Below are 23778 nucleotides of genomic sequence, written 5' to 3'. Positions count from 1 at the left end.
GGCTTAAGCTGCGCGGCCGCCCTGCACCACGAAGCGGGCGCCGCCGCGGTCGACGATGTCGAGCATCTGACGGAAGCCGCCCGCCCCCGCCTCGAAGCTGCGCGGGCGCAGTTCCAGTCCATTCGCGCTCGCCAATGAATGGCCGACCATGCTGGCGGCCGGCGCAAGCCCGAGCAGGCCGAGCACGGTCGGGGCGATGTCGATGATGCCGCTCGGGCCGGATTCGGTGCGGCCCGCCTCGAAGCCCTCGCCCTGCACCATCAGGACCGTATTGAGCTCGTAGCGGTTCAGGCCGCCATGCATGCCGCCGCCGACCGGGACGTCGCCCTTGGTGATCAGGCCGAGGCCGGGATTGCCGTAGGCGTCGGCCTCGTTGCCGGAGCGCAGCACATAGACCATGTCGGGCTGGCGGCGATGGCCGAGATCGACCAGCGGCAGCGCGAAGCTGCCCTCGACCTCGCCCTCGACCTCGTTGCGCGCCGCCGAGAACAGCATGCCGAGCAGGTCCTGCTCGCGCAGCCAGGCCGCGATCGCATCGCGCCTCTCAATGCCACCCTCGAGGATGCGGATCTCGCCCATGTTGCCGCCGGTCATGGCGAAGCTCGCGCCTTCGAGCACCCGCTCGGCGGCGCGGCGGCCGGCATGGCCCTGCGCATTGATCAGGCCGGCGAGGTCGAGCGCATCGCTGCTCGAAATCTGGCCATGGTCGGAGGCGGCGACCACCGCATAGCGCTCGGCATCGGGCTGCGCCGCGACCCAGTCGAGGATGCGTCCGAAGGCGGCATCGACATGCTTGAGCACGCTCAGCGTCTCCGGCGAGCCGAGGAAGCGATAGTGGAAGGAGGTGTCGGGCTCGTTGAACCAGACCAGCGCGACATCCGGCTTCAGCGTCTCCAGCACATGCTCGCGGAAGACCTGTTCGGCATAGTCGGTCTCCTCGAAGCGCGGCAGGGTGCGCGGCGGCAGTGGCCCGAAGCGCGCGATCACCTCGTCGACCGCCTCCGGTGTCCGCGTGTGGTCGCGCCCGAAGATCGAAAAGGTCCAGTGCCCGTTCGCTCGGACGGACGGGTTGATCAGATAGGCCGAACCGGCCGAGCCGGTATGGACGACGGCGAGTTTCTTGCCGGCCTGGGCCAGCACGTCGCCAAAACTCTCGGCCTCGACGAAGCGGCCCCCGGTCTTCTCTTCCGCCAGCGCAATGTCGTCGGCCCGGCCGAGGTCGAGCACATGCTCGCGCGTGACCTCGGGAAACAGGAAGGCATTGCCCATGATGCCATGCACGCGCGGCGGCGCGCCGGTGGCGATCGAGGTCGTGGCGACGCGGGTCATCGACGGGAAGACGCTGCGCGCCTCGCGGAACCAGGTGCTCTGCCCGGCGAAGCGGGCGAGGTTCGGCGTCTGCTCCGGCGTGATGAAGTCCGGGCGCAGGCCGTCGAAGACGCAGATGACGACCTTGTCGGCCGCAGGCTTGGTGGTGGTCATAGGCTAAGTCCTCAGCGAAGAGTCGGGTCGAGCCGGTCGCGCAGCCAGTCGCCGACGAGGCTGACGGCGAGCGTGGTCAGCACGATCGTGCAGGCCGGGGCCAGCATGATCCAGGGCGCGCGGGTCAGGTACTCGCGGCCATAGCCGACCATGTTGCCGAGGCTGGTCATCGGCGGCTGCACGCCGAGGCCGAGGAAGGAGAGCCCGCTCTCCAGCAGGATCACCTCGGGGAAGGTCAGCGTCATCGAGACGATCAGCGTCGAGGCGATGTTCGGCAGGATGTGGCGCAGATAGACCCGCGACGGCGTGGCGCCGATCTGTCTGACCGCGCCGGCATAGCCCTGCGCGCCGGCCGAGATGGCGAGACCGCGTGCGATGCGGGCGTAGCGCTCCCAGCCATAGAGCCCCATCAGGCAAATGAAGAGCGACAGCGAGTTGCCGAAGAAGGCCAACACCGACAGCGCCAGGATCAGGAACGGCATCGCCGCCTGAAAGTCTGCCAGCATCAGCACGGCCTGCTCGGCCAGCCCGCGGAAATGCGCCGCGATGAAGCCCATCAAGGTGCCGAACACCGCCGAGATCACCGTCGCACCGAAGGCGACCAGCAGCGAGATGCGGATCGAGATGATCAGCCGCGAGAGCACGTCGCGGCCGAGTTCGTCGGTGCCGAGCCAGTGCAGCGGGTGGAAGGGCAGCGAGAGCCGGTTGCGCAGGTCGTAGGCGGTGAAGCGATAGGGCGTGATCCAGTCGGCGCACACAGCCACGACGATGATGAAACCGATCCAGATGATGCCGAACCAGACCAGCAGCGGGATGCGCTTCTTCGGCTTCGGCGCGGCCTTGCTGGCGACGACCGGGGCGGCTGAGGCTGTGATATCGGCCATCTCAATGCCCCCCGGCCTTGGCGCCGCTGCGCAGGCGCGGGTCGAGCACGCCATAGAGCAGGTCGACGATCAGGTTGGCGCTGACCATGGTGACCGCGACCAGCAGCAGGATGCACTGCACCACGGCAAGGTCGCGATTTGAGACGGCGACCACGAGCAGCCGGCCGACGCCGGGCCAGGAGAACACGCTCTCGACCACGACCGCACCCGCGATCAGGCTGCCGACCATGAAGCCGACGATGGTCACGGTCGGGATCGCCGCGTTCGGCAGGGCATGGCCGCGCACCACCTGAGCCCAGGGCACGCCCTTGGCGCTGGCCGTGCGGATATAGGATTGGCCGAGCACCTCCAGCATGGCGCTGCGGGTGAAGCGAGCCAGCACCGCCGCGCCGCCGATGCCGAGCGTCAGCACCGGCAGGATGGCGTGGCGCCAGCTCTCCTGCCCGCCCGAGGGCAGCCAGCCGAGCTGCACCGAGAAGATCAGCACCAGCACGAGCCCGAGCACGAAGCTCGGAATGGTGAAGCCGGCCACCGCCGTGATCATGACGATGCGGTCGGTCAGGCTGTCGCGGTGCAGCGCGGCGTAGATCCCGGCGGGAATGCCGATGCCGAGCTTCAGCGCCAGGGCAGGCAAGGTCAGCGCCAGCGTCGCCGGGATGCGTTCGGCCACGAGCTGGATTGCCGGCCGGCCGTCGCGCATCGATTGTCCGAGCTCGCCCTGCCCGATCGCCGAGAAATAGCGCAGGTATTGCAGCCAGATCGGATCGTCGAGGCCCCAGGCCTTGCGGAAGGCGGCGATGGCCTCGGGCGGCGCATCGACGCTCATGATGATCAGCGCCGGGTCGCCCGAGAGCCTGAGCACGATGAAGGCGAAGGTGACGACGAGCGCGACGGTGAGCGCCGCGCGGCCGAGCCTTATGAAGAAGAAGCGCAGCATCAGCTTGCGGCTTTCAGGAAGTTGGCCTGGTCATGCGCGACATGGCAGGCGGTCAGGCGGCCATCGGGCAGCGGCAGCAGCGCCGGGCTCTCGACCTTGCAACGCTCGCGCGCGGCATGGCAGCGCGGATGGAAGGCGCAGCCCGAGGGCCGCGCCGCGGGATTGGGCGGGTCGCCCTGCAGCACGATGCGCGGGCGGGCTCGCCGCCCCGGCACCGGCGCGGCCGAGACCAGCGCCTCGGTGTAAGGGTGCGCCGGGGTCGAGAGCAGCAGGTCGGCCTCGCCCTCCTCGACGATGCGGCCGAGATACATCACCGCGACGCGGTGGCTGACCTGCCGGATGACCTTGAGGTCGTGGCTGATGAAGAGCAGGCCGAGGCCGAGCTCCTGCTGGATGTCGACCAGCAGGTTGATCACCTGCGCCTGGATCGAGACGTCGAGCGCCGAGACCGGCTCGTCGCAGACCAGCAGGTCGGGCTTGGTCGCCAAGGCGCGAGCGATCACGGCGCGCTGGCGCTGGCCGCCGGAGAGCTCGTGCGGATAGCGCTCGCCCTGGTCGGCGCGCAGGCCGACCGATTGCAGCAGCTTCACCGCGAGCGCATCGCGCTCCTTGGCAGCGCCGATGCCATGGACGTCATAGGGCTCGCGCACCTGTTCGAGGATCGAGAGCCGCCGGTCGAGCGCGCCGAGCGGATCCTGGTAGATCATCTGCATCCGCGCCCGGACCTTGCGCCACTCGGCAGTGCCGAGCGCCGGCAGGGCCGAGCCCTGGAACAGGACGTCGCCGGCATCGGGCTTCTCCAGCCCGAGCGCGAGGCGGCCGGTGGTCGACTTCCCCGAACCGGATTCGCCGACGACGCCGAGCGTCTTGCCGCGCTCGACGGTGAGCGAGACGCCATCGACCGCTCGGACATCGACCGGGCGGCCGAGCAGGCCGCGGCGCATCGAATAATACCGCGCGACATTGCGGACCTGAAGCAGCGGCGCGCTCATGCGAAGACGAACTCCGACGTGCGCGCCGACTGGGCCTGCGCGGTCTTGATGCAGGCGGCGAAGCGGCCCTGCGCCTTCATGGCGAGCGGCGGCACGCCGGCATCGCAGGCTTCGCTGTGGCGCGGGCAGCGCGGTGCGAAGGCGCAGCCGGGCGGCAGGTTCCAGGGTTCGGGGACGTTGCCCTCGATCGGGTCGAGCCTGCGGCGCACGCCCTCGAGCGGCGGCAGCGCCGCGATCAGCCCCTGCGTGTAGGGATGCAGCGGCTGCTGGAACAGCTCGACGGCCTCGGCCGTCTCGATGATGCGCCCGGCATACATCACGCAGACCCGGTCGCAGGTCTGCGAGATCACGCCGAGGTCGTGGCTGATCAGCACCAGCGCCATGCCGGTCTCGCGCCGGATGTCGCCGAGCAATTCGAGGATCTGCGCCTGGATCGTCGCGTCGAGCGCGGTCGTCGGCTCATCGGCCACCAGCAGGTCCGGCTGGCCGGCGAGCGCCATCGCGATCATGACGCGCTGGTTCTGGCCGCCGGAGAGTTCATGCGGGAAAGCGTCGAGCCGGCGCGCCGCATCGGGAATGCCGACGAGGTCGAAGAGCCGCTTGGCCTCGGCCTTGACCGCGCCGCCCGATAGGCCGCGATGCAGCGCCAGCGCCTCGCCGACCTGCTTGCCCAGCCGGATCACCGGGTTGAGCGCGCTCGCCGGGTCCTGGAAGATCATGGCGATGCGCCCGCCGCGGACCTTGTCGAGCACGTCGGGCTTGGCTTCGATCAGCTCGGTGCTGTCGAGCCTGACGCTGCCGGTGATGCTGGCCTTCTTCGGCAGCAGGCCGAGCGCGGCGAGCCAGGTCACCGACTTGCCGCAGCCGGATTCGCCGACGAGGCCGACCGCCTCGCCCGCCGCGATCGAGAGGTCGATGCCGTGCAGCACCTTCACCCCGTCGAAGGAGACGGTGAGCCCGCGGATGTCGACCAGCGGGGTCTCGACGCTGCCGAACCTGTCGAGCCTCTCGCTCACGAGCGGATACCGCCCCAGTTACGCGCGCTGAAATCCATCACGAAGGACTGCGCCGCCTTCCACTGGATATCCTTGCGTTTGGCGGTGAAGTTCGCCGTCTGGTGCAGCACGGTGTAGGCGGGGTCCTCGCGCTCGCAGATCTCGAGCATGCGGCGGAAGGCGGCCTTGCGCTGGGTCCGGTCGGTCGAGCTCTCCAGCACGTCGGAGAGCTTGCCCATCTCGGCGTTGGTCCATTCGCCGACCTGCCATTGCTGGCCCGTCGGGCCATGGCTGGAGGTGATCGAGGAGACCGGGTCGTTGAAGGAGGCGCTGTTCGACCAGTCGCGCACCGCCCGCGTCGGGCCCTTGGCCAGGACCTGTGGGAAGTTCTCCTTGCTCTCGATCTGGACGTTGAGCCCGATCTCGCGCCAGCTTTCGACCAGCACCTGCGCGGTCGCGACCTGGTTGGTGTAGTAGTTGTTGAGCAGGCGGTAGGGGATCGTGTCGCCCTTGTAGCCGGACTGCTTCACCAGCCGCTTGGCCTCGTTCATGTCGAAGGCCGGCACATCCCAATCGGCGACGAACATGTCGCCGTAGAACTCCCATTGCAGGCCCTTCGGCACGCGGGTGCGGCCACCCCAGAGCGCATCGACGATGGTCTGGCGGTCGATCGCATGGGTCATCGCCCGGCGCACCAGCGGGTCGGCGAGTTGCGGATGGGTCTTGTCGAACACGGTCTGGCGATGGTTGCCGATCAGCCCGCCCAGCACCTCGGCGCGCGGGTCCTTCTCGATCTCGCCGATCTGGTCCGGCGGGATGTCGCAGGCGAAGTCGTATTCGCCCGAGCGCAGGCCGTTGATGCGCGAGGAGGTCTCGGGCACTTCGACGAAGCGGATGCTCTTCAGCGGCGGGCGGCCGCCCCAGTATTCGTCATGAGCGACGAGCGTAAGCGACTGGTCCGGCTTGAACTCGGCGATCTTGTACGGGCCGGTGCCGATCGGCTTGCGGGCCCAGTCGAGCCAGGAGGCGGTCTCGGCGAAGGCGCGGCGCGAGACGATGATGCCGATATTGCGCGAGAGGCGCCCTTCCAGCGTCACATCCGGCGTCTTGTTGACGAAGCGGATGGTCTGCGGATCGACGATCTCGATTGTCTCGAAGCTCGGGAAGGCACGCTTGGCGACCGCGACCACCTCGGCCGGCGGCTGCTTGCCGACCGCGCCGCCGGTGACCGAGCCGAACAGCCCGCTCTGGCCAGTCTGAGCCGAGCCGCCCCACATCCGGTCGACGCCGAAGGAGAAGGCAACGTCCTCGGCCGTCATCACGTCGCCATTATGGAACTTGACGCCCTGGCGCAGCTTCAGCTCCAGGGTGCGGTCGTCGATGCGTCGCCAGGAGGTGGCGAGGCCGGGCCGCAGCGAGAGGTCGCCGCCCCAATCGGTGTCGATCAGCGCCTCGGCATAGCTGTAGAAGGTACGTGTGCCGACATTGGACTGCTCGCGCAGCGTCTCCAGCGTGTTGGAATTGGCGATCTTCTGGACCGCGATGGTGATCGAGGGCCGGTTATCCGATTGCGCGATGGCGAAGCGCGGCAGGATCAGGCCGGCGGCCGAGGCGGCGCCGAGAGCGAGCGTATGGCGGCGAGTGAGTCCAGTCATCGAACCCTCCTGGTGGCGCAAAGGAAAAGCTGGCGTCGAGAGAAAAGGCCGGCGTCGAAACGAAAGCGGCGCGCCCTTTGAGGGGCGCGCCGTGATGGATGGGGATCAGCTCTGCCGGCCCCAGTTGCCGGCACGGAAGTCCATGGCGAAAGCCGGGGCGGCTTTCCAGGCGATGGCTTTCGGCTTGGCGGTGAAGGTCGCGTTCTGGTGCAGCACGGTATAGGCCGGGTCCTCGCGCTCGGCGATTTCCAGCATGCGGCGGAAGGCGGCCTTGCGGCGGGCGCGGTCGGTCGAGGTCTCCAGCTCGACCGAGAGCGTGTTCAGCTCGGCGTTGCTCCATTCGCCGGCCTGCTGCTGCTGGCCGTTGGGGCCGTGCTGGGCGACGATGGACGAGACCGGGTCGTTGAATGGCGCCGAGTTCGACCAGTCGCGCACGGCGCGGGTCGGGGTGCGCTCGAGAATCTGCTGCCAGTTCTCGACCATCCGGATCTCGACGTTGAGCCCGGCCTCCTTCCACATCTCGACCAGGATCTGCGCGGTCGGAGTCTGGTTGGTGTAGTAATTGTTGAGCAGGCGATAGGGGATCGGGTCGCCCTTGTAGCCGGACTGCTTGACGAGGTCGCGCGCCAGCTTGAGGTCGAAGGCCGGCACCGACCAATCCTCGACGAACATCTCGCCGTAATAGGGCCATTGCAGCCCCTTCGGCACGGTGGTGCGGCCGGCCCAGAGCGAGTCGACGATCATTTGCCGGTCGATCGAATGCGTCATGGCGCGGCGCACCAGCGGGTTCTGCAGCTGAGCATGGTTCTTGTCGAACACGGTGAGGCGGTGGTTCAGGATCGTGCCGCCCTGCACTTCGAAGGCCGGGTTCTTCTCGATCTGGGAGATCTGGTCCGGCGGGATGTCGCAGGCGAACGTGTACTGGCCCGAGAGCAGCCCGTTGATGCGCGAGGCCGTCTCCGGCACCTCGACGAAGCGGATCGACTTCAGCGGCGGGCGGCCACCCCAGTACTCGTCATGCGCTTCGAGCAGCAGCGAGACATCGGGACGGTACTCGGCCACCCTGTAGGGGCCGGTCGTGACCGGCTTCACGGCCCAGTCATTATAGGTCGCGGCCTCGTCGAAGGCGCGGCGGTTCATGATCTCGCTGCCATAGCGCGAGATGCGCCCCTCGATGGTCACGTCCGGCGTGCCGTTGACGAAGCGCACCGTGTACTTGTCGACGATCTCGACGCCGAGCAGGGCCGGCCAGGAGCGGCGCGCCACCGCCGGCACTTCCGCCGGCAGTTCCTTGCCGGCGCGGCCGCCGCCGACGACGAAATCGGCCGAGATCGTCTTGCCGACCACGGGCTGGCTGTCGCCGAACATGCGCTGCTTGCTGAAGCTGAAGGCGACGTCCTCGGCGGTGAGCTCGTCGCCATTGTGGAACTTCACGCCCTGGCGCAGCTTCAACTCGACGGTCTTGTCGTCGATGCGCTTCCACTCGGTCGCGAGGCCGGGAATGGTGTTCAGGCCGCCGAGCCAGTTGCGGCCGATCAGCCCTTCCCAGAGCGACGAGAAGAAGATCCGCTCGCCGACATTGGACTGCTCGCGCAGCACGTCGAGCTGGTTGGAATTGGCGATCTTCTGCACCGCGATCGTGATCGAGGGGCGGTTATCGGCCTGCGCGATCGCAAAGCGCGGCAGGATGAGGGCGGAGCCGCCGAGCGCTATTGCGCCGCGACGCGTGAGGGAACCGACCATGCTTCGTCTCCTGATGGGATGGCGTTGGGGTCGCGCTCTTCGAGCCCGCGCGGGCTTGAGCGGTAATGCGTCAGCGTCCGGTCGGCATGGGTCAGCCGCCAGGACAGGGCCTTCTGGGCGTAGTCGCGCACCAGCGCGGCATAGGCGGGGTCATCCGCCAGGTTGACGAACTGGTTCGGATCCTTGGCGAGGTCGAAGAACAGCGGCGGCAGCGCGGCGAAATGGACGTATTTGTAGTGCTCGTCCTGGATCACGCAGAGGCTGGACTGGTCCATGTGCAGGCCCAGAACCTGCTCCGGCTGCGAATAGTGCACGTCGCGGAAATCGTACTCGTAGTGCAGCTCGGTCCGCCAATTCGCCGGCCGGCCCTCGCTCAGGAACGGCATCACCGAGCGACCGTCGCAGGCGCGCGGCGCCTCGCCGCCGAGCCAGTCGAGGATGGTCGGCATCACGTCGACGCTCTCGGTGAAGGAGGGCTCGATCGCGCCGCGCTTGTCGTCTGCGCCGCGCGGGTCCTTGACCACCAGCGGGATGCGGAAGCTCTCGTCGTTGAAGCCGATCTTGCCGAGCAGGTGATGGTCGCCGAGCTGCTCGCCATGGTCGCTGGTGAAGACGATCAGCGTGTCGTCCCACTGCCCGGTCTCGTCGAGATAGGCGAAGACCCGGCCGAGGCAATCGTCGATCTCGGTGATCAGGCCGCAATAGGTCGCACGCATCTGGGCGATCTCGGCCGCGTCCATCGTCGCGCCCGAACCCTCGGCGCCGTGGAAGAACGAGCCGCGCTTGATCGAGTCGATGTAGAACTTGGTCAGCGGGTGCTGCGCGGCCTCCGCCTCGGGCGATTCAGCCCGCACCAGCGCCGGCATGTCCTCCGGCCGGTACATCGCATGGTAGGGCGCCGGCGCGACGAAGGGCGGATGCGGCCGGTAATAGCCGAGATGCAGGAAGAACGGCTTGCCGGCGCGGCCCTTGAGATAGGTCAGCGCCCGTTCGGTGAAGAAGGTCGAGTCCGAGAACTCCTTCGGGATGCGCGACGGCTTTTCGGTCGCGCCCGGCACGGAATCCTCGCCCTCCGGCAGCCAGATCTCCTCGCGCTTCTCCGGCAGCTCGAAGCCGTTCTGCGCCACCCAGCCGAAATAGCCGTCCATGTTGGGCTCGAAGGCGCCGACGGAGCGGAACCCGTCCATCAGGTCGCCGAGCACCAGGAAGCGCGGGTCCTTCTGCGCGGTCGTGCGCGGGTCCGGCGTCGTCGTGGTGTAGCCGACCAGCGCCGGGTCATAGCCGATGGCGCGCAGCGCCTTGCCGAGGTTGAAATGGCGCTGGTCGAGCGGCACCGTGTTCTGCACGGCGCGGTGATTCATCAGGTAGAGCCCGGTGAGCAGGCTGGCGCGGGCCGGGCCGCAGGGCACGCAGGCCGTGACGTGGTTGCTGAAGGTCACCCCTTCCGCGCAGATCCGGTCGAGGTTCGGCGTCTTCAGGAAGGGATCGCGCCCTTCGGCCCGCATCAGATGCGGGATGAAATCGGCTCGCCACTGGTCGACGACGATGAGAAGGACGTTGCGACGTGTCATGCCTGCCTCGCTTGATAACGAGGCCTCGGTAGGACTGGTGGATGACGGTCGCGTGACGCAACTTCGCGTATTTCAAGCCGGCTAATCTTCGCCTTGGCCGGTCGTTTCAGAACCCTGTCATGATGAAGTGAGACAGGCTCAAGCTCACATCCAAGCCAGCCCTAAAAGTATAGACTATTAAGTCGCAGCACGGCTATTGAACGCCGGATAGCGCAACAGATGTCAGCGCTCTTTTGCATCTGCATACTGCGGAGATACTGCAAGCCCTGGCGGGAGCCCCGCCGCATCCGCGCGCAAAACCACTGCGCCGAAGAATCAACGCTGCCATTGAACCGGTTCAATACCGCTAAAAAAGATCGGAGACGTCAAAAATTTTATCCACAGGCCCGCCGGGACTGTCCTCCCGCCGCCATTGCGAGGAGTCGAGCGCCGCAAGCACCGCGCAAAATCGAAACGGCCGCCAAGCTTGCCTTCACGGCAAATCTTGGCGGCCAGAGCCGGGGCATAACTCCCGCCAGAGGCGGTTCGAGAATTCGCTGGCGCGAGTCGACTGGCGTGGCTGTCGAGAACCGGAGCGGAGCGTACTTTTGTACATGAGCACCGAAGCGCAGACAGGCGCGTCAGACGACCTCGCCAGTAGAATTATCGGGCCGGCTCTCAGAACGGCGAGTTCGGGAAGTAGTGGTCCTTGGCGTTGTCCTTGGTGATCAGCTGGGCGTTGAGCACGTAGGTGCCGCGCATCGGCGCGCTGCCGTAGAAATGCGCGGCGGTGACGTTCATCGCGGTCGCGATCATCGCCGGCGGATAGGAGACGTCGGCCGGGATCATCTTGTCGCCGTCCATGACCTTCTTGATCATGTCCTTCATGCCGGCGCCGCCGAGCACGAACTTGATGTCCTCGCGCTTCGACTGGCGGATCGCCTCCATGATGCCGAGCGCCATGTCGTCGTCCGAGGCCCAGACCGCGTCGATCTTCGGATGCTTGGCGAGATAGTCCTGCATCACCCGGAAGGCGTCGTCGCGGTTCCAGTTGGCGTATTGCTTGTCGATGACCTTGACGCCCGAGCCTTCCAGCGCCTTCTCGAAATTCGTGACGCGCTCCTCGTCGATCACGGTCGGGATGCCGCGGAAGACCACGACATTGCCCTGCTTCAGGTTGTCGACGAAGTACTTGCCCGCGACGCGGCCGAATTCCGGATTGTTGCCGGCAACGTAGATGTCCTGGATCGAGGCGTCCTTCAGGCCGCGGTCGACCACAGTGATGAAGGTGCCGCGCTTCTTGACCTCGCGGGCCGGGTTGGTCAGCTCGTCCGAGTTGAACGGCAGCACCACCAGCGCATCGACCTTCTGCGCCATCAGGTCTTCCAGCGCGTTGGCCTGGGCCGCCCCGTCCGGCGAGGTCTTGACGATGACCTTGAGGCCCGGATGCAGCTTCTCGAGCTGCTTGGCCGTCTCCTCGGCATGATAGACCACGCCGCCGGTCCAGCCATGGGTCGCGGCCGGGATCGAGACCGCGATCGTTACGGTCTTCGGCTGCGCGAAGGCTGCGCTGGACAGGCCGGCTGCGAGGCCGGCCACGGCCAGCGATTTCAGGATCACATGTTTCATCGTTCTCTCCCTCCGTTTCGTTCTGTTTGAGCCATCAGCCGTTGCCGGGTGACTCTCCCCGGGCATAGTCACCGCGCCCGCTGCAAGCTGCGCTGCACGAGCATGGCGATTATAATGATGGAGCCCTGGACCGCGCCGACGAGGTATTCGGAGACGAAGTTCGAGAACACCATGATGTTGGCGACGAGTTCGAGGATCACGGCGCCCGCGACCGTGCCCCAGATCCGCCCGACGCCGCCGCGCAAGGCCGTGCCGCCGATGACGACGGCGGTGATCGCCTGCAGCTCCCAGAGCAGCCCAGTGGTCGGCGTCGCCGAGCCCAGCCGCGGCACGTAGATCAGCACGGCGATGCCGACGCAGACGCCCTGGATGACGTAGGTCAGCAGCCTGACGCGGTTGATCGGCACGCCGGAATAGCGCGCCACATCCTCGTTCGAGCCGATGGCGACGACATGCCGGCCGAACGGCGTCTTGTAGAGCAGCAGCGCGCCGAGGCCGGCGACCGCCAGGATGGCGAGAACCGGGATCGGGATGCCCAGGACCGAGCCAAAGTAGATCGGCCGGTACATCTCGCGCATGCCGGAATCGCGCAGCGTGATCGTGCCGCCCGCCGCCAGGAAGATCACCAGCGAGCGGAAGATGCCCATGGTGCCGAGCGTGACGATGAAGGGCTCGATCTTGCCAATGGTGACGAAGAGCCCGTTGAACAGCCCGCACGCGGCGCTGACCATCAGCGCGACGCCCATCGCCATCAGCAGCGTCGAGGTCTCGGCCCCGCCGAGCTTGTTCAGCGTCAGGATCATCAGCCCGGCGGTGAAGGCCGCCATCGAGCCGACCGAGAGATCGAGCCCGCCGCCGGCGATGACGAAGGTCGCGCCGACCGCGATGATCGCGATGAAGGCCGAGCGCGTCACCACGTTGGTCAGGTTCGAGGCGGTGAGGAAGTCCGGGTTGACCACCGCGCCCAGCAGGATCAGCGCGAGGAGCGCGATGAAGGGCGAGGCCGCGCGCAGGTCGAAGGCGAAGCGGCGGCGCTCCGGCGGCGGCGTGGTCGGTATGGCGTTCTCGGTCATGCTGCGCCGGCGGCCATTTCGACCACCTCCTCTTCATGGACTCCGGTGGCGAGGAACATGATCGGATCCTCGGCGATCTCGTCTCCGGTCACCTCGCCGGCGATGCGGCCGGCCTTCATCACGATGACGCGGTGGCAGAGCCCGATCAGCTCCGGCATTTCCGAGGAGATCACCACGATCGAGCGGCCTTGCGCCGCCAGTTCGGCGATGAAGCGGTAGATCTGCTCCTTGGTGCCGATGTCGATGCCGCGCGTCGGCTCGTCGATGATGACGATCCGCGGCTCCAGTAGCATCATCTTGGCGAGCAGCAGCTTCTGCTGGTTGCCGCCCGAGAGCTGGCCGGCGAGCATCTCCTTGCGCCGCGCGCGGATGTCGAAGGCGGCGATGGCCTTGTCGAGCTCGGCCCATTCCTGGCTTTCGGCGACGAGCCCGCTTTTGGCGAAGCGCGACAGCGCCGCCAGAGTCAGGTTCACCCGCAGGTCCTGCTGCAAGAGCAGACCTTTGCCCTTCCGGTCCTCGCTCAGATAGACGATGCCGGCCGCCATGCTCTGCGCGGCGTCGCGGAAGCTAACGGGCTTGCCCTCCTGCCTGACCTCGCCGCGGCAAGGGCGCAAGCCCACGAGCCCCTCGAACAGCTCGGTGCGCCCTGCCCCGATCAGCCCGGCAAAGCCGAGGATCTCGCCCTTGCGCAGCGCGAAGGAGGCCGTCTCGACATAGCCGGGCACCGCGACGTCGCGCGCCTCCAGCACGATCTCGCCTTCAGGCGCCGGCGTGCGCGGCGGATAGAGATTGGCCATGTCGCGCCCGACCATCAGCCGGGCCATGCCGGCGGGGTCGAGCTCGGCCGCATCGCGCGTCGCGACATGGCGGCCGTCGCGCAGCACGGTGACGCGGTCGGTGATCGCCTTCACCTCCGGCAGCCGGTGCGAGATGTAGAGTACCGCGACGCCCTTGGCCTTCAGCTCGTGGATCGCCAGGAACAGCGCCTCCGCTTCGACGCCGGACAAGGTCGCGGTCGGCTCGTCGAAGATCACGACGCGGTGCGGCGCCAAGAGCGCGCGGGCGATCTGCACCAATTGGCGTTGCGCGATCGACAGCTCGCGGATCGGCGTGTTCGGATCGAGCCGCGCGCCGAGCTCCGCCATCTTGGCGGCGGCGATGCGGTTCATCGCGGCATCGTCGACGAAGGGCCCGCGCCGCATCTCGCGGCCGAGGAAGAGGTTCTGCGCGATCGAGAGATCGGGCGCGAGCAGGATCTCCTGATGCACCAGAACGATGCCGCGGCTCTCGGCAGCGACCGGGTTGGCGAAGACGGTCGGCGCGTCATCCATGGCCAGCGAGCCCGCGCTCGGCTGCAAATGCCCGGAAAGGATGCGCATCAGCGTCGATTTGCCGGCGCCGTTCTCGCCGATCACGGCATGGACCTCGCCCGCCTTGAGCGCGAGCGGAATGCCGCGCAGCACCTCGACGGGGCCGAACGACTTACCGATCTCGCGGGCTTCGAGGACGAAGGCCATGGCTCAGCCGCCCCCCAGTTTCACCCAGGCGGCGCCCTTGGCCGAGGATTTTACTGCCGCCTCAATGAAGGCAACGCCTGCGACGCCGTCATCGACGCCGGGGAACATCACCGCCTTGTCCGGCTTGCCGCCGCTCCGCGCCGCTTCGATCGCCTCGGCCGCCTCGCTGTAGAGCGTCGCGAAGGCTTCGAGGTATCCCTCGGGATGGCCGGACGGGATGCGCGTCACCCGCGACGCGGCGCCATCGACATAGCCCATGCCGCGCGACAGCGTCTGCACCGGCTTGCCGAGCGGCGTGAACACGAGCTGGTTCGGATGCTCCTGGCGCCATTCCAGGCCGCCCTTGCTGCCATAGACCCTGAGCTTCAAGGCATTCTCGTTGCCGGGCGCGACCTGGCTGGCCCAGAGCATGCCGCGCGCACCGTTCTCGTAGCGCAGCAGGATCTGGACGTTGTCGTCGAGCCGGCGGCCAGGGACGAAGGTGGTCAGCTCGGCGCACAGCTCGGCAACGCCCAACCCGGTGACGAAGCCGGCGAGATGATGCGCGTGCGTGCCGATATCGCCGACGCAGCCGCCCGCCCCCGAGCGGGCCGGGTCGACCCGCCAGTCGGCCTGCTTCTGGCCGCTATCCTCGAGCTTCTCGGTCAGCCAGTCCTGCGCATACTCGACCTGGACGACGCGGACTTCGCCGATCTCGCCGGCAGCGACCATGGCCCGTGCCTGCCGCACCATCGGGTAGCCCGAGTAGTTATGCGTCACCATGAAGACGAGGCCACTCTCATCCGCGAGCTTCTTCAGCCTGAGCGCATCCTTGAGCGTCGTGGTCAGCGGCTTGTCGCAGATCACATGGATGCCGGCCTTGAGGAAGGCCATCGCCGCTGCGGCATGGACATGGTTCGGCGTGACGATCGACACCGCCTCGATGCCATTCGAGAGCCGCGCCTCGCGCTTCGCCATGGCGGCGAAGTCGTCGTAGCTGCGCTCGGGCTTGAGCCCGAGCGCCTCGCCGGAGCGCTTCGCTTTCTCCGGCGTCGAGGACAGCGCGCCCGCCACGAACTCGTAGCGATCGTCGAGCCGCGCCGCCATGCGATGGACACCACCGATGAAGGCGCCCTCGCCACCCCCGACCATGCCGAGGCGGATTCGTCCCGTCGGCGCTTTCAGCCCTTGCCTTGCCATCGCGGCCTCCCGCCGTGTCGTCGTTCTTGGTCTTGCTGCGATTGTCCCGGCCAGGTCAGAGGCCGAGCATCGCATTGATCTGCTTGGTGTCGGTCTCGGCCCCGGCAAAGTCGTCGAAGGCCTTCTCGGTGACCCGGATCAAATGGCTGCGGATGAACTCCGCGCCCTCGCGCGCACCATCCTCGGGATGCTTCAGCGCGCATTCCCATTCGAGCACCGCCCAGGAATCGTAGCCGTATTGGGCCATCTTCGAGAAGATCGAGCTGAAATCGACCTGCCCGTCGCCGAGCGAGCGGAAGCGCCCGGCCCGCGAGACCCAGGGCTGGTAGCCGGAATAGACGCCCTGGCGCCCGTCAGGATTGAACTCGGCATCCTTGACGTGGAAGGCCTTGATCCGCTCGTGGTAGATGTCGATGAAGGCGAGGTAGTCGAGCTGCTGCAGCACGAAATGGCTGGGATCGTAGTTGATCGCCGCCCGCTTGTGGCCGCCGACCGCATCGACGAACATCTCGAAGGTCGCGCCGTCGAAAATGTCCTCGCCGGGATGGATCTCATAGCAGACATCGACGCCGACCTCGTCGAACGCGTCGAGGATCGGCGTCCAGCGCTTGCCGAGTTCTGCAAAGGCCGCCTCGATCAGACCCGCCGGCCGTTGCGGCCAGGGATAGACATAGGGCCAGGCCAGCGCGCCGGAGAAGGTGACGTGAGCGTCGAGCCCGAGATGGCGCGAGGCCTTCGCGGCCTGCTTCATCTGCTCGACTGCCCAGGCCTGGCGCTCCTTGGGCTTGCCATGCACTTGCGGCGGCGCGAAGCCGTCGAAGGCCGTGTCATAGGCCGGATTGACCGCGACGAGCTGGCCCTGCAGATGGGTCGAAAGCTCGGTGATCGCGAGGCCGTGGCTCTTGGCAACCCCGGCGATCTCGTCGCAATAGCCCTTCGACGCCGCCGCCTTGGCGAGGTCGAACAGCCGCCCGTCCCAGCTCGGCAGCTGCACGCCCTCGTAGCCAAGGCCGGCCGCCCAGCGGCAGATCGCGTCCCATGAGTTGAATGGCGCGGCATCGCCCGCGAACTGGGCCAGAAAAATGGCCGGGCCCTTCACATTCGTCGGCATTCTCGTTCTCCCAACGTTTCCTCGAAGTCTTGTCGTTCTTGGCTCTTGTCGTTCTTGATCGGCTCAGCGCTCGTTGGCGCCGGCCGCTACGGGAGGTTGTCCCGCAGGAAGATGTCGATCCGGATACGCTCCTGCGCCGCCACGATCGGCTCGCCGGTGCAATGCGCCAGCAGCAGCCGCGCCGCCGAGCGGGCCTGGTGGCCCGGGTCCTGGTTGATGATCGCGTCCATCACGCCGAGCAGCAGCAGCCGGCGCGTATGCACGGTGAGGTCGTGCCCGATCAGGATGACCTCGCGGGTGCGCCCGGCCTCCTCCAGCGCATCGGCGATGCCCTGGTTGCCGGCGCCGATATTATAGATGCCGACGAGGTCGGGATGCTCGGCCAGGATCGCCTGCGCCGCCACCCGCGTCCGCTCGCGATCGTCGCGCCCGACCCGCGTCGGCAGGATGCGCAGGGCTGGATATTCATCGCCGACGACCTGGCCGAAGCCGAATTGGCGTTCGACATGGTCGCGCAGGCTGAGCGAGCCGGCGATGACGCCGACCGGGCCCGAGCGCGCGCCGGCGAAGCGGCCCATCAGCGTGCCGGCGGTGCGCCCGGCCGCGGTATGGTCGATACCGACATACCATTGCCGCCGGCTGGTCGGCACGTCCGAGACCAGGGTCGCGACCGCGACGCCGCGGCCGACCAGATCGTCGATCGCCGCCCTCACCCTCGGGTGGTCGAGCGCCACGACCGAGACGCCGTGATAATGGCTCTCGATGCCTTCCAGCGCCGTCGCCAGCGCATCGGGATCGAAAACATCGGTCTGGCGGATGTCGATGAAGGCGCGCTGGCCAGCGATCAGGCTCGCGGCCTCCGTCACCGCGTCGCCGAGATTGGTCATGAACGTGTTGGTGCCGGTGGGCAGGATGAAGCAGAAGCGGAAGCTGCCGCCATGGGCGAGCCGCGAGGCGATCGGGTCCGGCCGGTAGCCCAGCTTCTCGATCGCGGCCTTCACCCGGGTCACCGTCGGCCCGCGCACGCCGGGGCGGCCATTCAGCACGCGATCGACGGTGGCGAGCGAGACCCCCGCCTCCCTCGCGACATCGACCAGAGTCATGCGCAGCCCATCGATCCCCATAGGGCAATGATGGCATCGAAGGCATGAGGTACGCAACTCAGAATCTGAGGTATCAACTCAGCGATGTCTCAGCCTTCCGTCGCATGCCGTCCAAAAAATCCCCGCGCCGGACGGGCCTGCCCCGCTAGCGCGGTATTGAGTGGTGTACTAGTATGCATGCAACGCCCCATGCGCTGACGCAGAAAAGAGGGGCTAACCTTAGGGAGAGATCATGGTCGAGATTACCCGCCGCGGCGTGATTGCTGGCGCGTCCAGCCTTGCCGCGCTGCAAGCCACCGGCGCTTTCGCCCAGGGCGTGCAGCTTCCCTCCAGCCCCGTGTCGCTGAACATCATCGACGTCGCCGGCAACCTGCAGCTGACGCAGGTCTCGCTCGAGCGCTTCGCCAAGGAAAATCCGAAGCTGATCTCGCGCCTGAACTTCTCGCGCGCACCGTCGCCGGAATTGCCGGCCAAGCTCAAGGCGCAGCAGCAGGCCAACCGCGTCGACATCGACCTCGTCCTGACCGGCCCCGGCGCCATGTCGGACGGAATCCAGCAGGGCCTTTGGGTCGACGTCTGGAAGGCGCATGCCGACAAGCTGCCCAAGGCCGAGGCCGTCTATCACGACCAGGCGCTGATGATGCAGCGCAATTTCGGCCAGAACGAGGGCGTCGCCGTCGCCTATTCGCCATCGGGCCCGCTCTTCGAATACGCCGCCGACCGCCTGAAGAAGGTGCCGAAGACGGCGCAGGAATTCCTCGACTACGTCAAGCAGAACCCGAAGCGCTTCACCTATGCCCGCCCGGTCAACTCCGGCCCCGGCTGGACCTTCCTGCAGGGCATGCCCTACATCCTCGGCGACAGCGACCCGAGCGATCCCGCCAAGGGCTGGGACAAGACCTGGGCCTATCTCAAGGAGCTCGGCTCCGGCGTCGACTACTACCCGGGCGGCACCGCCGCGACGATGAAGGAGCTCGGCGAAGGCACCCGCGACGTCATCGTCTCGACGCTGGGCTGGGACATCAACCCGCGCGTGCTCGGCATCGTGCCGAAGGAGGCCCAGACCTTCGTGCTCGACAACACGCACTGGATTCCCGACACCCAGTTCATGTGCATCCCGCGCGGCGTGCCGAACGACAAGATCGCGGTACTGCTCGCGCTGATGTCCTTCATGCTCACGCCGGAAGCGCAGGCCGCGACCTACGACAAGGGCTATTTCTACCCCGGCCCGGCCGTGAAGAACGTGCCGCTCTCGATGGCCTCGCAGGAAAGCCGCGACGTGCTCAAGGAGTACGGCCGCCCGCACTACGACGAGCTGATCACCAAGCTGCCGACCCGGCCGCCGCTGACGCCCGAGCGTCTCGTCGCCGCCTTCCGCCGCTGGGACCAGGAAATCGGCGTCGGCCACAACGCGCCGCAATGAGGCGCGCCGAAGCTGAGGCCTCGTTGCCTCAGCCCTCATCCTGAGGAGCGCGAAGCGCGTCTCGAAGGATGCTCCAGGAGGTTCGGAAGCCCACTGGTTCACCCTTCGAGACGCCGCTAAAGCGGCTCCTCAGGGTGAGGGCTGCGATAAGAAGCTGGGCCTCCGGGCCCAGTCCCTGCCCCACGAAGTGAAGGAGTTGCAGCATGATCGCGTCCGAAGGCCTCTTCCGTTTCGGGTTCATGCTCTGACATGCGCTTCGCTGCCATCGGCCTCGACCACCGCCATATCTTCCATATGGTCGGCGATCTCATCGCAGCCGGCGCGACCTGCGTCGGCTTCGATCCCCGCACCAGCGACGAGCGCGTGCTTACGGGCTTCAAGGAGCGCTTTCCCGAGCTGAAGCCGGTCGATGCGGACAGGCTGCTCGACGACCCCACGATCGACTTGATCGCCTGCGCCAGCATCCCCTCGGAGCGCGCCGCCGTCGCCGTCCGCGCCATGCGGGCCGGCAAGGATTTCATGGTCGACAAGCCGGGCGTCACCAGCTTCGACCAGCTCGCCGCCGTCGAGGCGGCGGTGAAGGAGACCGGCCGCATCTTCTCGGTCTGCTTCTCCGAGCGCTTCATCGTTCCCGCCACGATCATCGCCGGCAAGCTGATCGCCGATGGCGCAATCGGCAACGTCGTGCAGACGCTCGGCGTCGGCCCGCATCGGCTCAACCGCCCCATCCGCCCGTCCTGGTTCTTCGACACGCAGTATTTCGGCGGCATCCTGACCGATATCGCCTCACATCAGATCGACCAGTTCCTGCATTTCACCGGCTCCACGGACGCCGAGATCGTCGCCTCCAGCGTCGGTCATTTTGGTGATAACGACCTGCCCGGCTTCGAGGATTTCGGCGAGGTCCTGCTGCGCAGCGACAGGGCCGGCGGCTATATCCGCGTCGACTGGTTCACCGCCGACGGCCTGCCGACCTGGGGCGACGGCCGCCTGACAATCTTGGGCACCAAGGGCACGATCGAGCTGCGCAAATATGTCGACATCGCCGGCCGCCCCGGCACCGACCACGTCTTCCTGGTCGATGGCTCCGGCACCCGCCATATCGACGCCTCCAAGGAACCGCTGACCTATTTCCGCAACCTCATTGCCGACGTGCAGAACCGCACGGAGACCGCGATGTCGCAGCAGCACGTCTTCACCGTCTGCCGCCTGGCGCTGGAGGCGCAGGCGAATGCCGTGCGCGTGCCGGTCAAGCCGCGCTGAACTCACGACAACAAGCCCGATTGAAAGAGGATTCGCCCGCGTGACACGCAAGCTCGGAGTCATCATCGTCGGCCTCGGCCCGGCCTCGCTGCCGCATTCGAAGAGCCTGCTCGACCTTGCCGACCGCGCCGACGTGCGCTGGGCGGTCAGCCGTTCGGCCGAGCGCGTTGCGGCTTATGCGGAGCAATTCCCCTTCCCGACCACGACGGACCTCGCCGCCGCGCTGGCCGACCCGAGCGTGGATGCCGCGATCGTGCTGACGCCGCCGAGCAGCCATCTCGAAGCCTCGACGCAGTGCCTTGAGGCCGGCAAGCACGTCCTGGTCGAGAAGCCGCTGGAGCTGACCACCGCCCGCGGCGAGCAGCTCGTCGCCAACGCGCGCAAATCCGGCAAGGTCTTTGCGGTCACGCTGCAGCATCGCTTCCGCCCGGCGAGCCTGCGTCTCAAGAGCGCCCTCAAGGGTGGCGAGCTCGGCACGCTCGAAGCCGCCTCGATCACCGTGCCCTGGTGGCGCCCGCAGGCCTATTACGACGAGCCCGGCCGCGGCACCATGGCCCGCGACGGCGGTGGCGTGCTGCTGACCCAGGCGATCCACTCTCTCGACCTGTTCCGCTCGCTCGTCGGCGTCACCAAGGTCGTCGCCGCGCAGGTCCGCACCACCGGCCTGCACAAGATGGAGACCGAGGACTACGTTTCGGCCCTGCTCGAGATCGGCAATGGCGCGCCCGCCACTCTGATGACGACCACCGCTGCCTATCCCGGCCATCCCGAGCGCATCGAGATCATCGGCACCAAGGGCCACGCCTCGCTGGTCGGCGGAAGGCTTGAGCTCGCCTTCCTCGACGGCACGAACGAGGTCGTCGAGGCCGAGGGCAGCACCGGCAGCGGCGCCAACATCATGGACTTCCCGCACGATGCCCACCGCGCCGTGATCGCCGATTTCCTCGACGCGATCGAGAAGGGTCACGAGCCCGTCGTGACCGGCGAGGAGGCGCTGGAGTCGCAGCGCCTGGTCGACGACATTCTCAAGGCCGGGCGGGCGGGCTAAGGCCTCCACCTACGCCTGCCTCTTACAAGGCCGCCCCACGCCGTCATGGTCGGGCTTGTCCCGACCATCCACGTCTTTGCCTGCGATGAGCGTTCGAGGCGTGGATACTCGCCACAAGGGCGAGCATGACGGAGTGTGCTGGAGCTCGCCCGCTTCAAGCCGGACCTCCCGCGACACCGCATACATCTTGCATGCAAGAGTTTTGGCGCTCTAATAGGCGATCTACCCGCCGGGATCGCCATGACCGAAAGCAACGACACCACCCCGCTGGCCTCCCTGCTGGCCCATTTGCCGACGCCTGAGCCCGGCCGGCGCAAGGGCAAGCTGCACAGCACCACCGTCGCGGTCCTGCGCAACATGATCGTCACCGGCGTGCTGGCGCCCGGCACAAGGCTGAACGAGCGCGAGCTCTGCGAGCAGTTCAGCGTCTCGCGCACCCCGGTCCGCGAAGCGATCAAGACGCTGACGCAGGACGGGCTGCTGCGCGCGCTGCCGAACTACTCCGCCGTCGTCTCCGAACTCGACCCCGACGAACTGAGTTCGCTGATCGATGTCGTCGTGGTGATCGAGGGCCTGGCCGGAGAACTCGCAGTCGCCCATGTCACCGACGAGGACATCGCCGAGATCGGACTGCTGCACTACCAGATGCTGCTGCACCACACCCGCGACGAGCTGCCCGGCTATTTCGAGGCCAACAAGGCCTTCCACCGCAGGATCGTCGAGCTTTCGCACAACTCCATCCTGGTCTGGGTCTGGGAACTGCTGGCGCTGCGGGTCGACCGCGCCCGCTTCTCCTCCAATCGCTGGCCGACGCGCTGGAAGGCAGCGATCCAGGAGCACCAGCTCATCCTCGACGCGCTCAGCGCCCGTGATGGCGAAAAGCTCGCGCGCACCATGCGCGAGCATGTCCGCAACGGCCTTTCCGGCCTGCTCACCTCGCTCAAGGCGGCAACCGAGGGCGGCGCGCCTCAAAACGATTGACCGCCGCTTTTCTTGCATGCAAGATTTCAATCAGGGTCGCATCAGATGGCCCGTCGAGTCCGGCTCAGCCGGGCCATGAGGAAACGCGACTGTCGCCGGCATCAGCCGCAGCGACGGCAAGCCGCCAACGTGCGGCGCTCCGGGGAGGGAAGCCATGAGTTCGACCACGAAACTGACGCGTCGCACCGTGATCGGCGCCGGCGCTGCGCTGGCGGTCTATGCGCCCAGCATCATCCCCGCGCGCGCCGCGGTCGAGCTGCGCCTGACCCACCCCGCCGACGTCACCCATCCCGTGCATACAGAAGGCGAGGCGATGGTGAAGCGCATCGCCGAGCGCACCAACGGTCAGGTCAAGATCACGATCTTCCCGAACAATGCGCTGGGCTCGCCGGTCGAGGCGGCGCAGCAGACCCGGCTCGGCGCCATCGACATGATGCTGCTCAACCCGGCCAATATCGAGGCGCTGTCGAAGACCATCGGCGTCATCAACATCCCCTACCAGTTCGACAGCTACGAACACGCCCACAAGACGCTCGACGTCACCGGGCGCGACTGGATCGCCGAACAGCTCAAGACCGCCGGCTTCACCTGGATCGCCAATTTCGAATGGGGTTTTCGCGCCGTCACCAACAGCCGCAAGCCGATCAACCAGCCAGCCGACGTGCAGGGCCTGAAGATCCGCGTGCCGCCTGAACTGGCGATCAAGGCCGCCTTCGAGGCGCTCGGCGCCAGCACCCAGACCATCGCCTTCCAGGAGGTCTATCTCGCGCTCGCCAACAAGGTCGTCGACGGCCAGGACAATCCGGTCGGCACCACCTTCGCCGCCAAGTTCTACGAGGCGCAGAAGCATCTCGCGCTGACCAGGCACATCTACGCCTCGATCATGTTCTGCGCCAACCCGCGCACCTGGACAACCAAGCTCACAGACGAGCAGCGCAAGATCGTCACGGAAGAAGGCACCAGGGCCGGCGCCGCCGCGCGCAAGGGCGTGCGCGACAACGAGGACGCCAACCTCGCCGCCATGCAGAAGGCCGGCGTCGAGATCACAAGGCCGGATGTCGGCCCGTTCCGCGACAAGATGGGCCCGGCCTACGACCAGCTCCGCAAGGCGCTGGGCGAGGACACCTGGACCGCCTGGACCAAGCTGGTCGCAGCCGCCCGCGCCTGACGCCGATTATGGTGCGCCGGGCGGAACACCCTCAGTCGTCATCCC

The 23778-nt window shown here is 67.2% G+C and carries 19 protein-coding genes; 5 read left to right on the top strand and 14 right to left on the bottom strand.

Annotated elements, in window-relative coordinates:
* Positions 1 to 3 precede the first annotated feature (3 nt).
* The 14 genes from DWF00_RS15325 to DWF00_RS15260 form a co-directional block, all read right to left on the bottom strand.
* Complete coding sequence (locus tag DWF00_RS15325) at positions 4 to 1482, bottom strand: alkaline phosphatase family protein (RefSeq protein ID WP_114829500.1); 1479 nt, start codon at positions 1480 to 1482, stop codon at positions 4 to 6.
* Positions 1483 to 1493: 11 nt separating this feature from the next.
* The gene (locus DWF00_RS15320; protein WP_114829501.1) at positions 1494 to 2366 is read right to left on the bottom strand and encodes an ABC transporter permease; all 873 of its coding nucleotides are present in this window, start codon (positions 2364 to 2366) and stop codon (positions 1494 to 1496) included.
* Between the two features lies 1 nt (position 2367).
* A complete protein-coding gene (locus DWF00_RS15315) occupies positions 2368 to 3303 on the bottom strand; it encodes an ABC transporter permease (protein WP_181832656.1) in 936 nt (311 codons plus the stop codon).
* Entirely contained in the window at positions 3303 to 4295 is a 993-nt protein-coding gene (locus DWF00_RS15310) for an ABC transporter ATP-binding protein (protein WP_114829503.1), read from the bottom strand. The genes DWF00_RS15315 and DWF00_RS15310 overlap by 1 nt, the downstream gene beginning before the upstream one ends.
* Positions 4292 to 5311 carry an ABC transporter ATP-binding protein gene (locus DWF00_RS15305; RefSeq protein WP_114829504.1) on the bottom strand — a complete coding sequence of 340 codons (1020 nt, stop codon included), beginning with the start codon at positions 5309 to 5311 and terminating at the stop codon, positions 4292 to 4294. Before DWF00_RS15305 ends, DWF00_RS15310 begins: the two co-directional genes overlap by 4 nt.
* Complete coding sequence (locus tag DWF00_RS15300) at positions 5308 to 6945, bottom strand: ABC transporter substrate-binding protein (protein WP_114829505.1); 1638 nt, start codon at positions 6943 to 6945, stop codon at positions 5308 to 5310. Before DWF00_RS15300 ends, DWF00_RS15305 begins: the two co-directional genes overlap by 4 nt.
* Positions 6946 to 7050: 105 nt before the next feature.
* The gene (locus DWF00_RS15295; protein ID WP_114829506.1) at positions 7051 to 8688 is read right to left on the bottom strand and encodes an ABC transporter substrate-binding protein; all 1638 of its coding nucleotides are present in this window, start codon (positions 8686 to 8688) and stop codon (positions 7051 to 7053) included.
* A complete protein-coding gene (gene pehA / locus DWF00_RS15290) occupies positions 8655 to 10259 on the bottom strand; it encodes a phosphoric/sulfuric ester hydrolase PehA (RefSeq protein WP_114829507.1) in 1605 nt (534 codons plus the stop codon). The genes DWF00_RS15295 and pehA overlap by 34 nt, the downstream gene beginning before the upstream one ends.
* 657 nt (positions 10260 to 10916) lie before the next feature.
* Positions 10917 to 11867, bottom strand: coding sequence for an ABC transporter substrate-binding protein (locus DWF00_RS15285; RefSeq protein WP_114829508.1), 951 nt, complete (start codon positions 11865 to 11867; stop codon positions 10917 to 10919).
* 68 nt (positions 11868 to 11935) lie between these two features.
* Entirely contained in the window at positions 11936 to 12940 is a 1005-nt protein-coding gene (locus DWF00_RS15280; protein WP_114829509.1) for an ABC transporter permease, read from the bottom strand.
* Complete coding sequence (locus tag DWF00_RS15275; protein ID WP_114829510.1) at positions 12937 to 14457, bottom strand: sugar ABC transporter ATP-binding protein; 1521 nt, start codon at positions 14455 to 14457, stop codon at positions 12937 to 12939. The genes DWF00_RS15280 and DWF00_RS15275 overlap by 4 nt, the downstream gene beginning before the upstream one ends.
* A 3-nt stretch (positions 14458 to 14460) precedes the next feature.
* Positions 14461 to 15636: a Gfo/Idh/MocA family protein gene (locus DWF00_RS15270; RefSeq protein ID WP_114829511.1), complete on the bottom strand. Its 1176-nt coding sequence runs from the start codon at positions 15634 to 15636 to the stop codon at positions 14461 to 14463.
* Positions 15637 to 15691: 55 nt separating this feature from the next.
* Positions 15692 to 16747 (bottom strand): sugar phosphate isomerase/epimerase family protein, encoded by a 1056-nt coding sequence (locus DWF00_RS15265; RefSeq protein WP_114829512.1) that lies wholly within the window; start codon positions 16745 to 16747, stop codon positions 15692 to 15694.
* Positions 16748 to 16833: 86 nt separating this feature from the next.
* On the bottom strand, positions 16834 to 17871 hold the full coding sequence (locus DWF00_RS15260) for a LacI family DNA-binding transcriptional regulator (protein WP_114829513.1): 1038 nt from the start codon (positions 17869 to 17871) through the stop codon (positions 16834 to 16836).
* Between the two features lie 211 nt (positions 17872 to 18082).
* Between DWF00_RS15260 and DWF00_RS15255 the strand changes: the two genes are divergently transcribed.
* The 5 genes from DWF00_RS15255 (at position 18083) to DWF00_RS15230 (ending at position 23733) form a co-directional block, all read left to right on the top strand.
* Positions 18083 to 19273: an extracellular solute-binding protein gene (locus tag DWF00_RS15255; RefSeq protein WP_114829514.1), complete on the top strand. Its 1191-nt coding sequence runs from the start codon at positions 18083 to 18085 to the stop codon at positions 19271 to 19273.
* A gap of 249 nt (positions 19274 to 19522) precedes the next feature.
* Positions 19523 to 20536 carry a Gfo/Idh/MocA family protein gene (locus DWF00_RS15245; RefSeq protein ID WP_114829516.1) on the top strand — a complete coding sequence of 338 codons (1014 nt, stop codon included), beginning with the start codon at positions 19523 to 19525 and terminating at the stop codon, positions 20534 to 20536.
* 40 nt (positions 20537 to 20576) lie between these two features.
* On the top strand, positions 20577 to 21584 hold the full coding sequence (locus tag DWF00_RS15240) for a Gfo/Idh/MocA family protein (protein ID WP_245973965.1): 1008 nt from the start codon (positions 20577 to 20579) through the stop codon (positions 21582 to 21584).
* A gap of 240 nt (positions 21585 to 21824) precedes the next feature.
* Positions 21825 to 22565, top strand: a complete 741-nt coding sequence (locus DWF00_RS15235; protein ID WP_114829518.1) for a GntR family transcriptional regulator — start codon at positions 21825 to 21827, stop codon at positions 22563 to 22565.
* Positions 22566 to 22719: 154 nt separating this feature from the next.
* Positions 22720 to 23733, top strand: a complete 1014-nt coding sequence (locus DWF00_RS15230; RefSeq protein ID WP_114829519.1) for a TRAP transporter substrate-binding protein — start codon at positions 22720 to 22722, stop codon at positions 23731 to 23733.
* Positions 23734 to 23778 lie beyond the last annotated feature (45 nt).

Origin of the sequence: Allobosea caraganae, assembly GCF_003351345.1 — a bacterium.
GTDB lineage: Bacteria > Pseudomonadota > Alphaproteobacteria > Rhizobiales > Beijerinckiaceae > Allobosea > Allobosea caraganae.
This window is presented reverse-complemented; position numbering and strand designations above follow the sequence as displayed.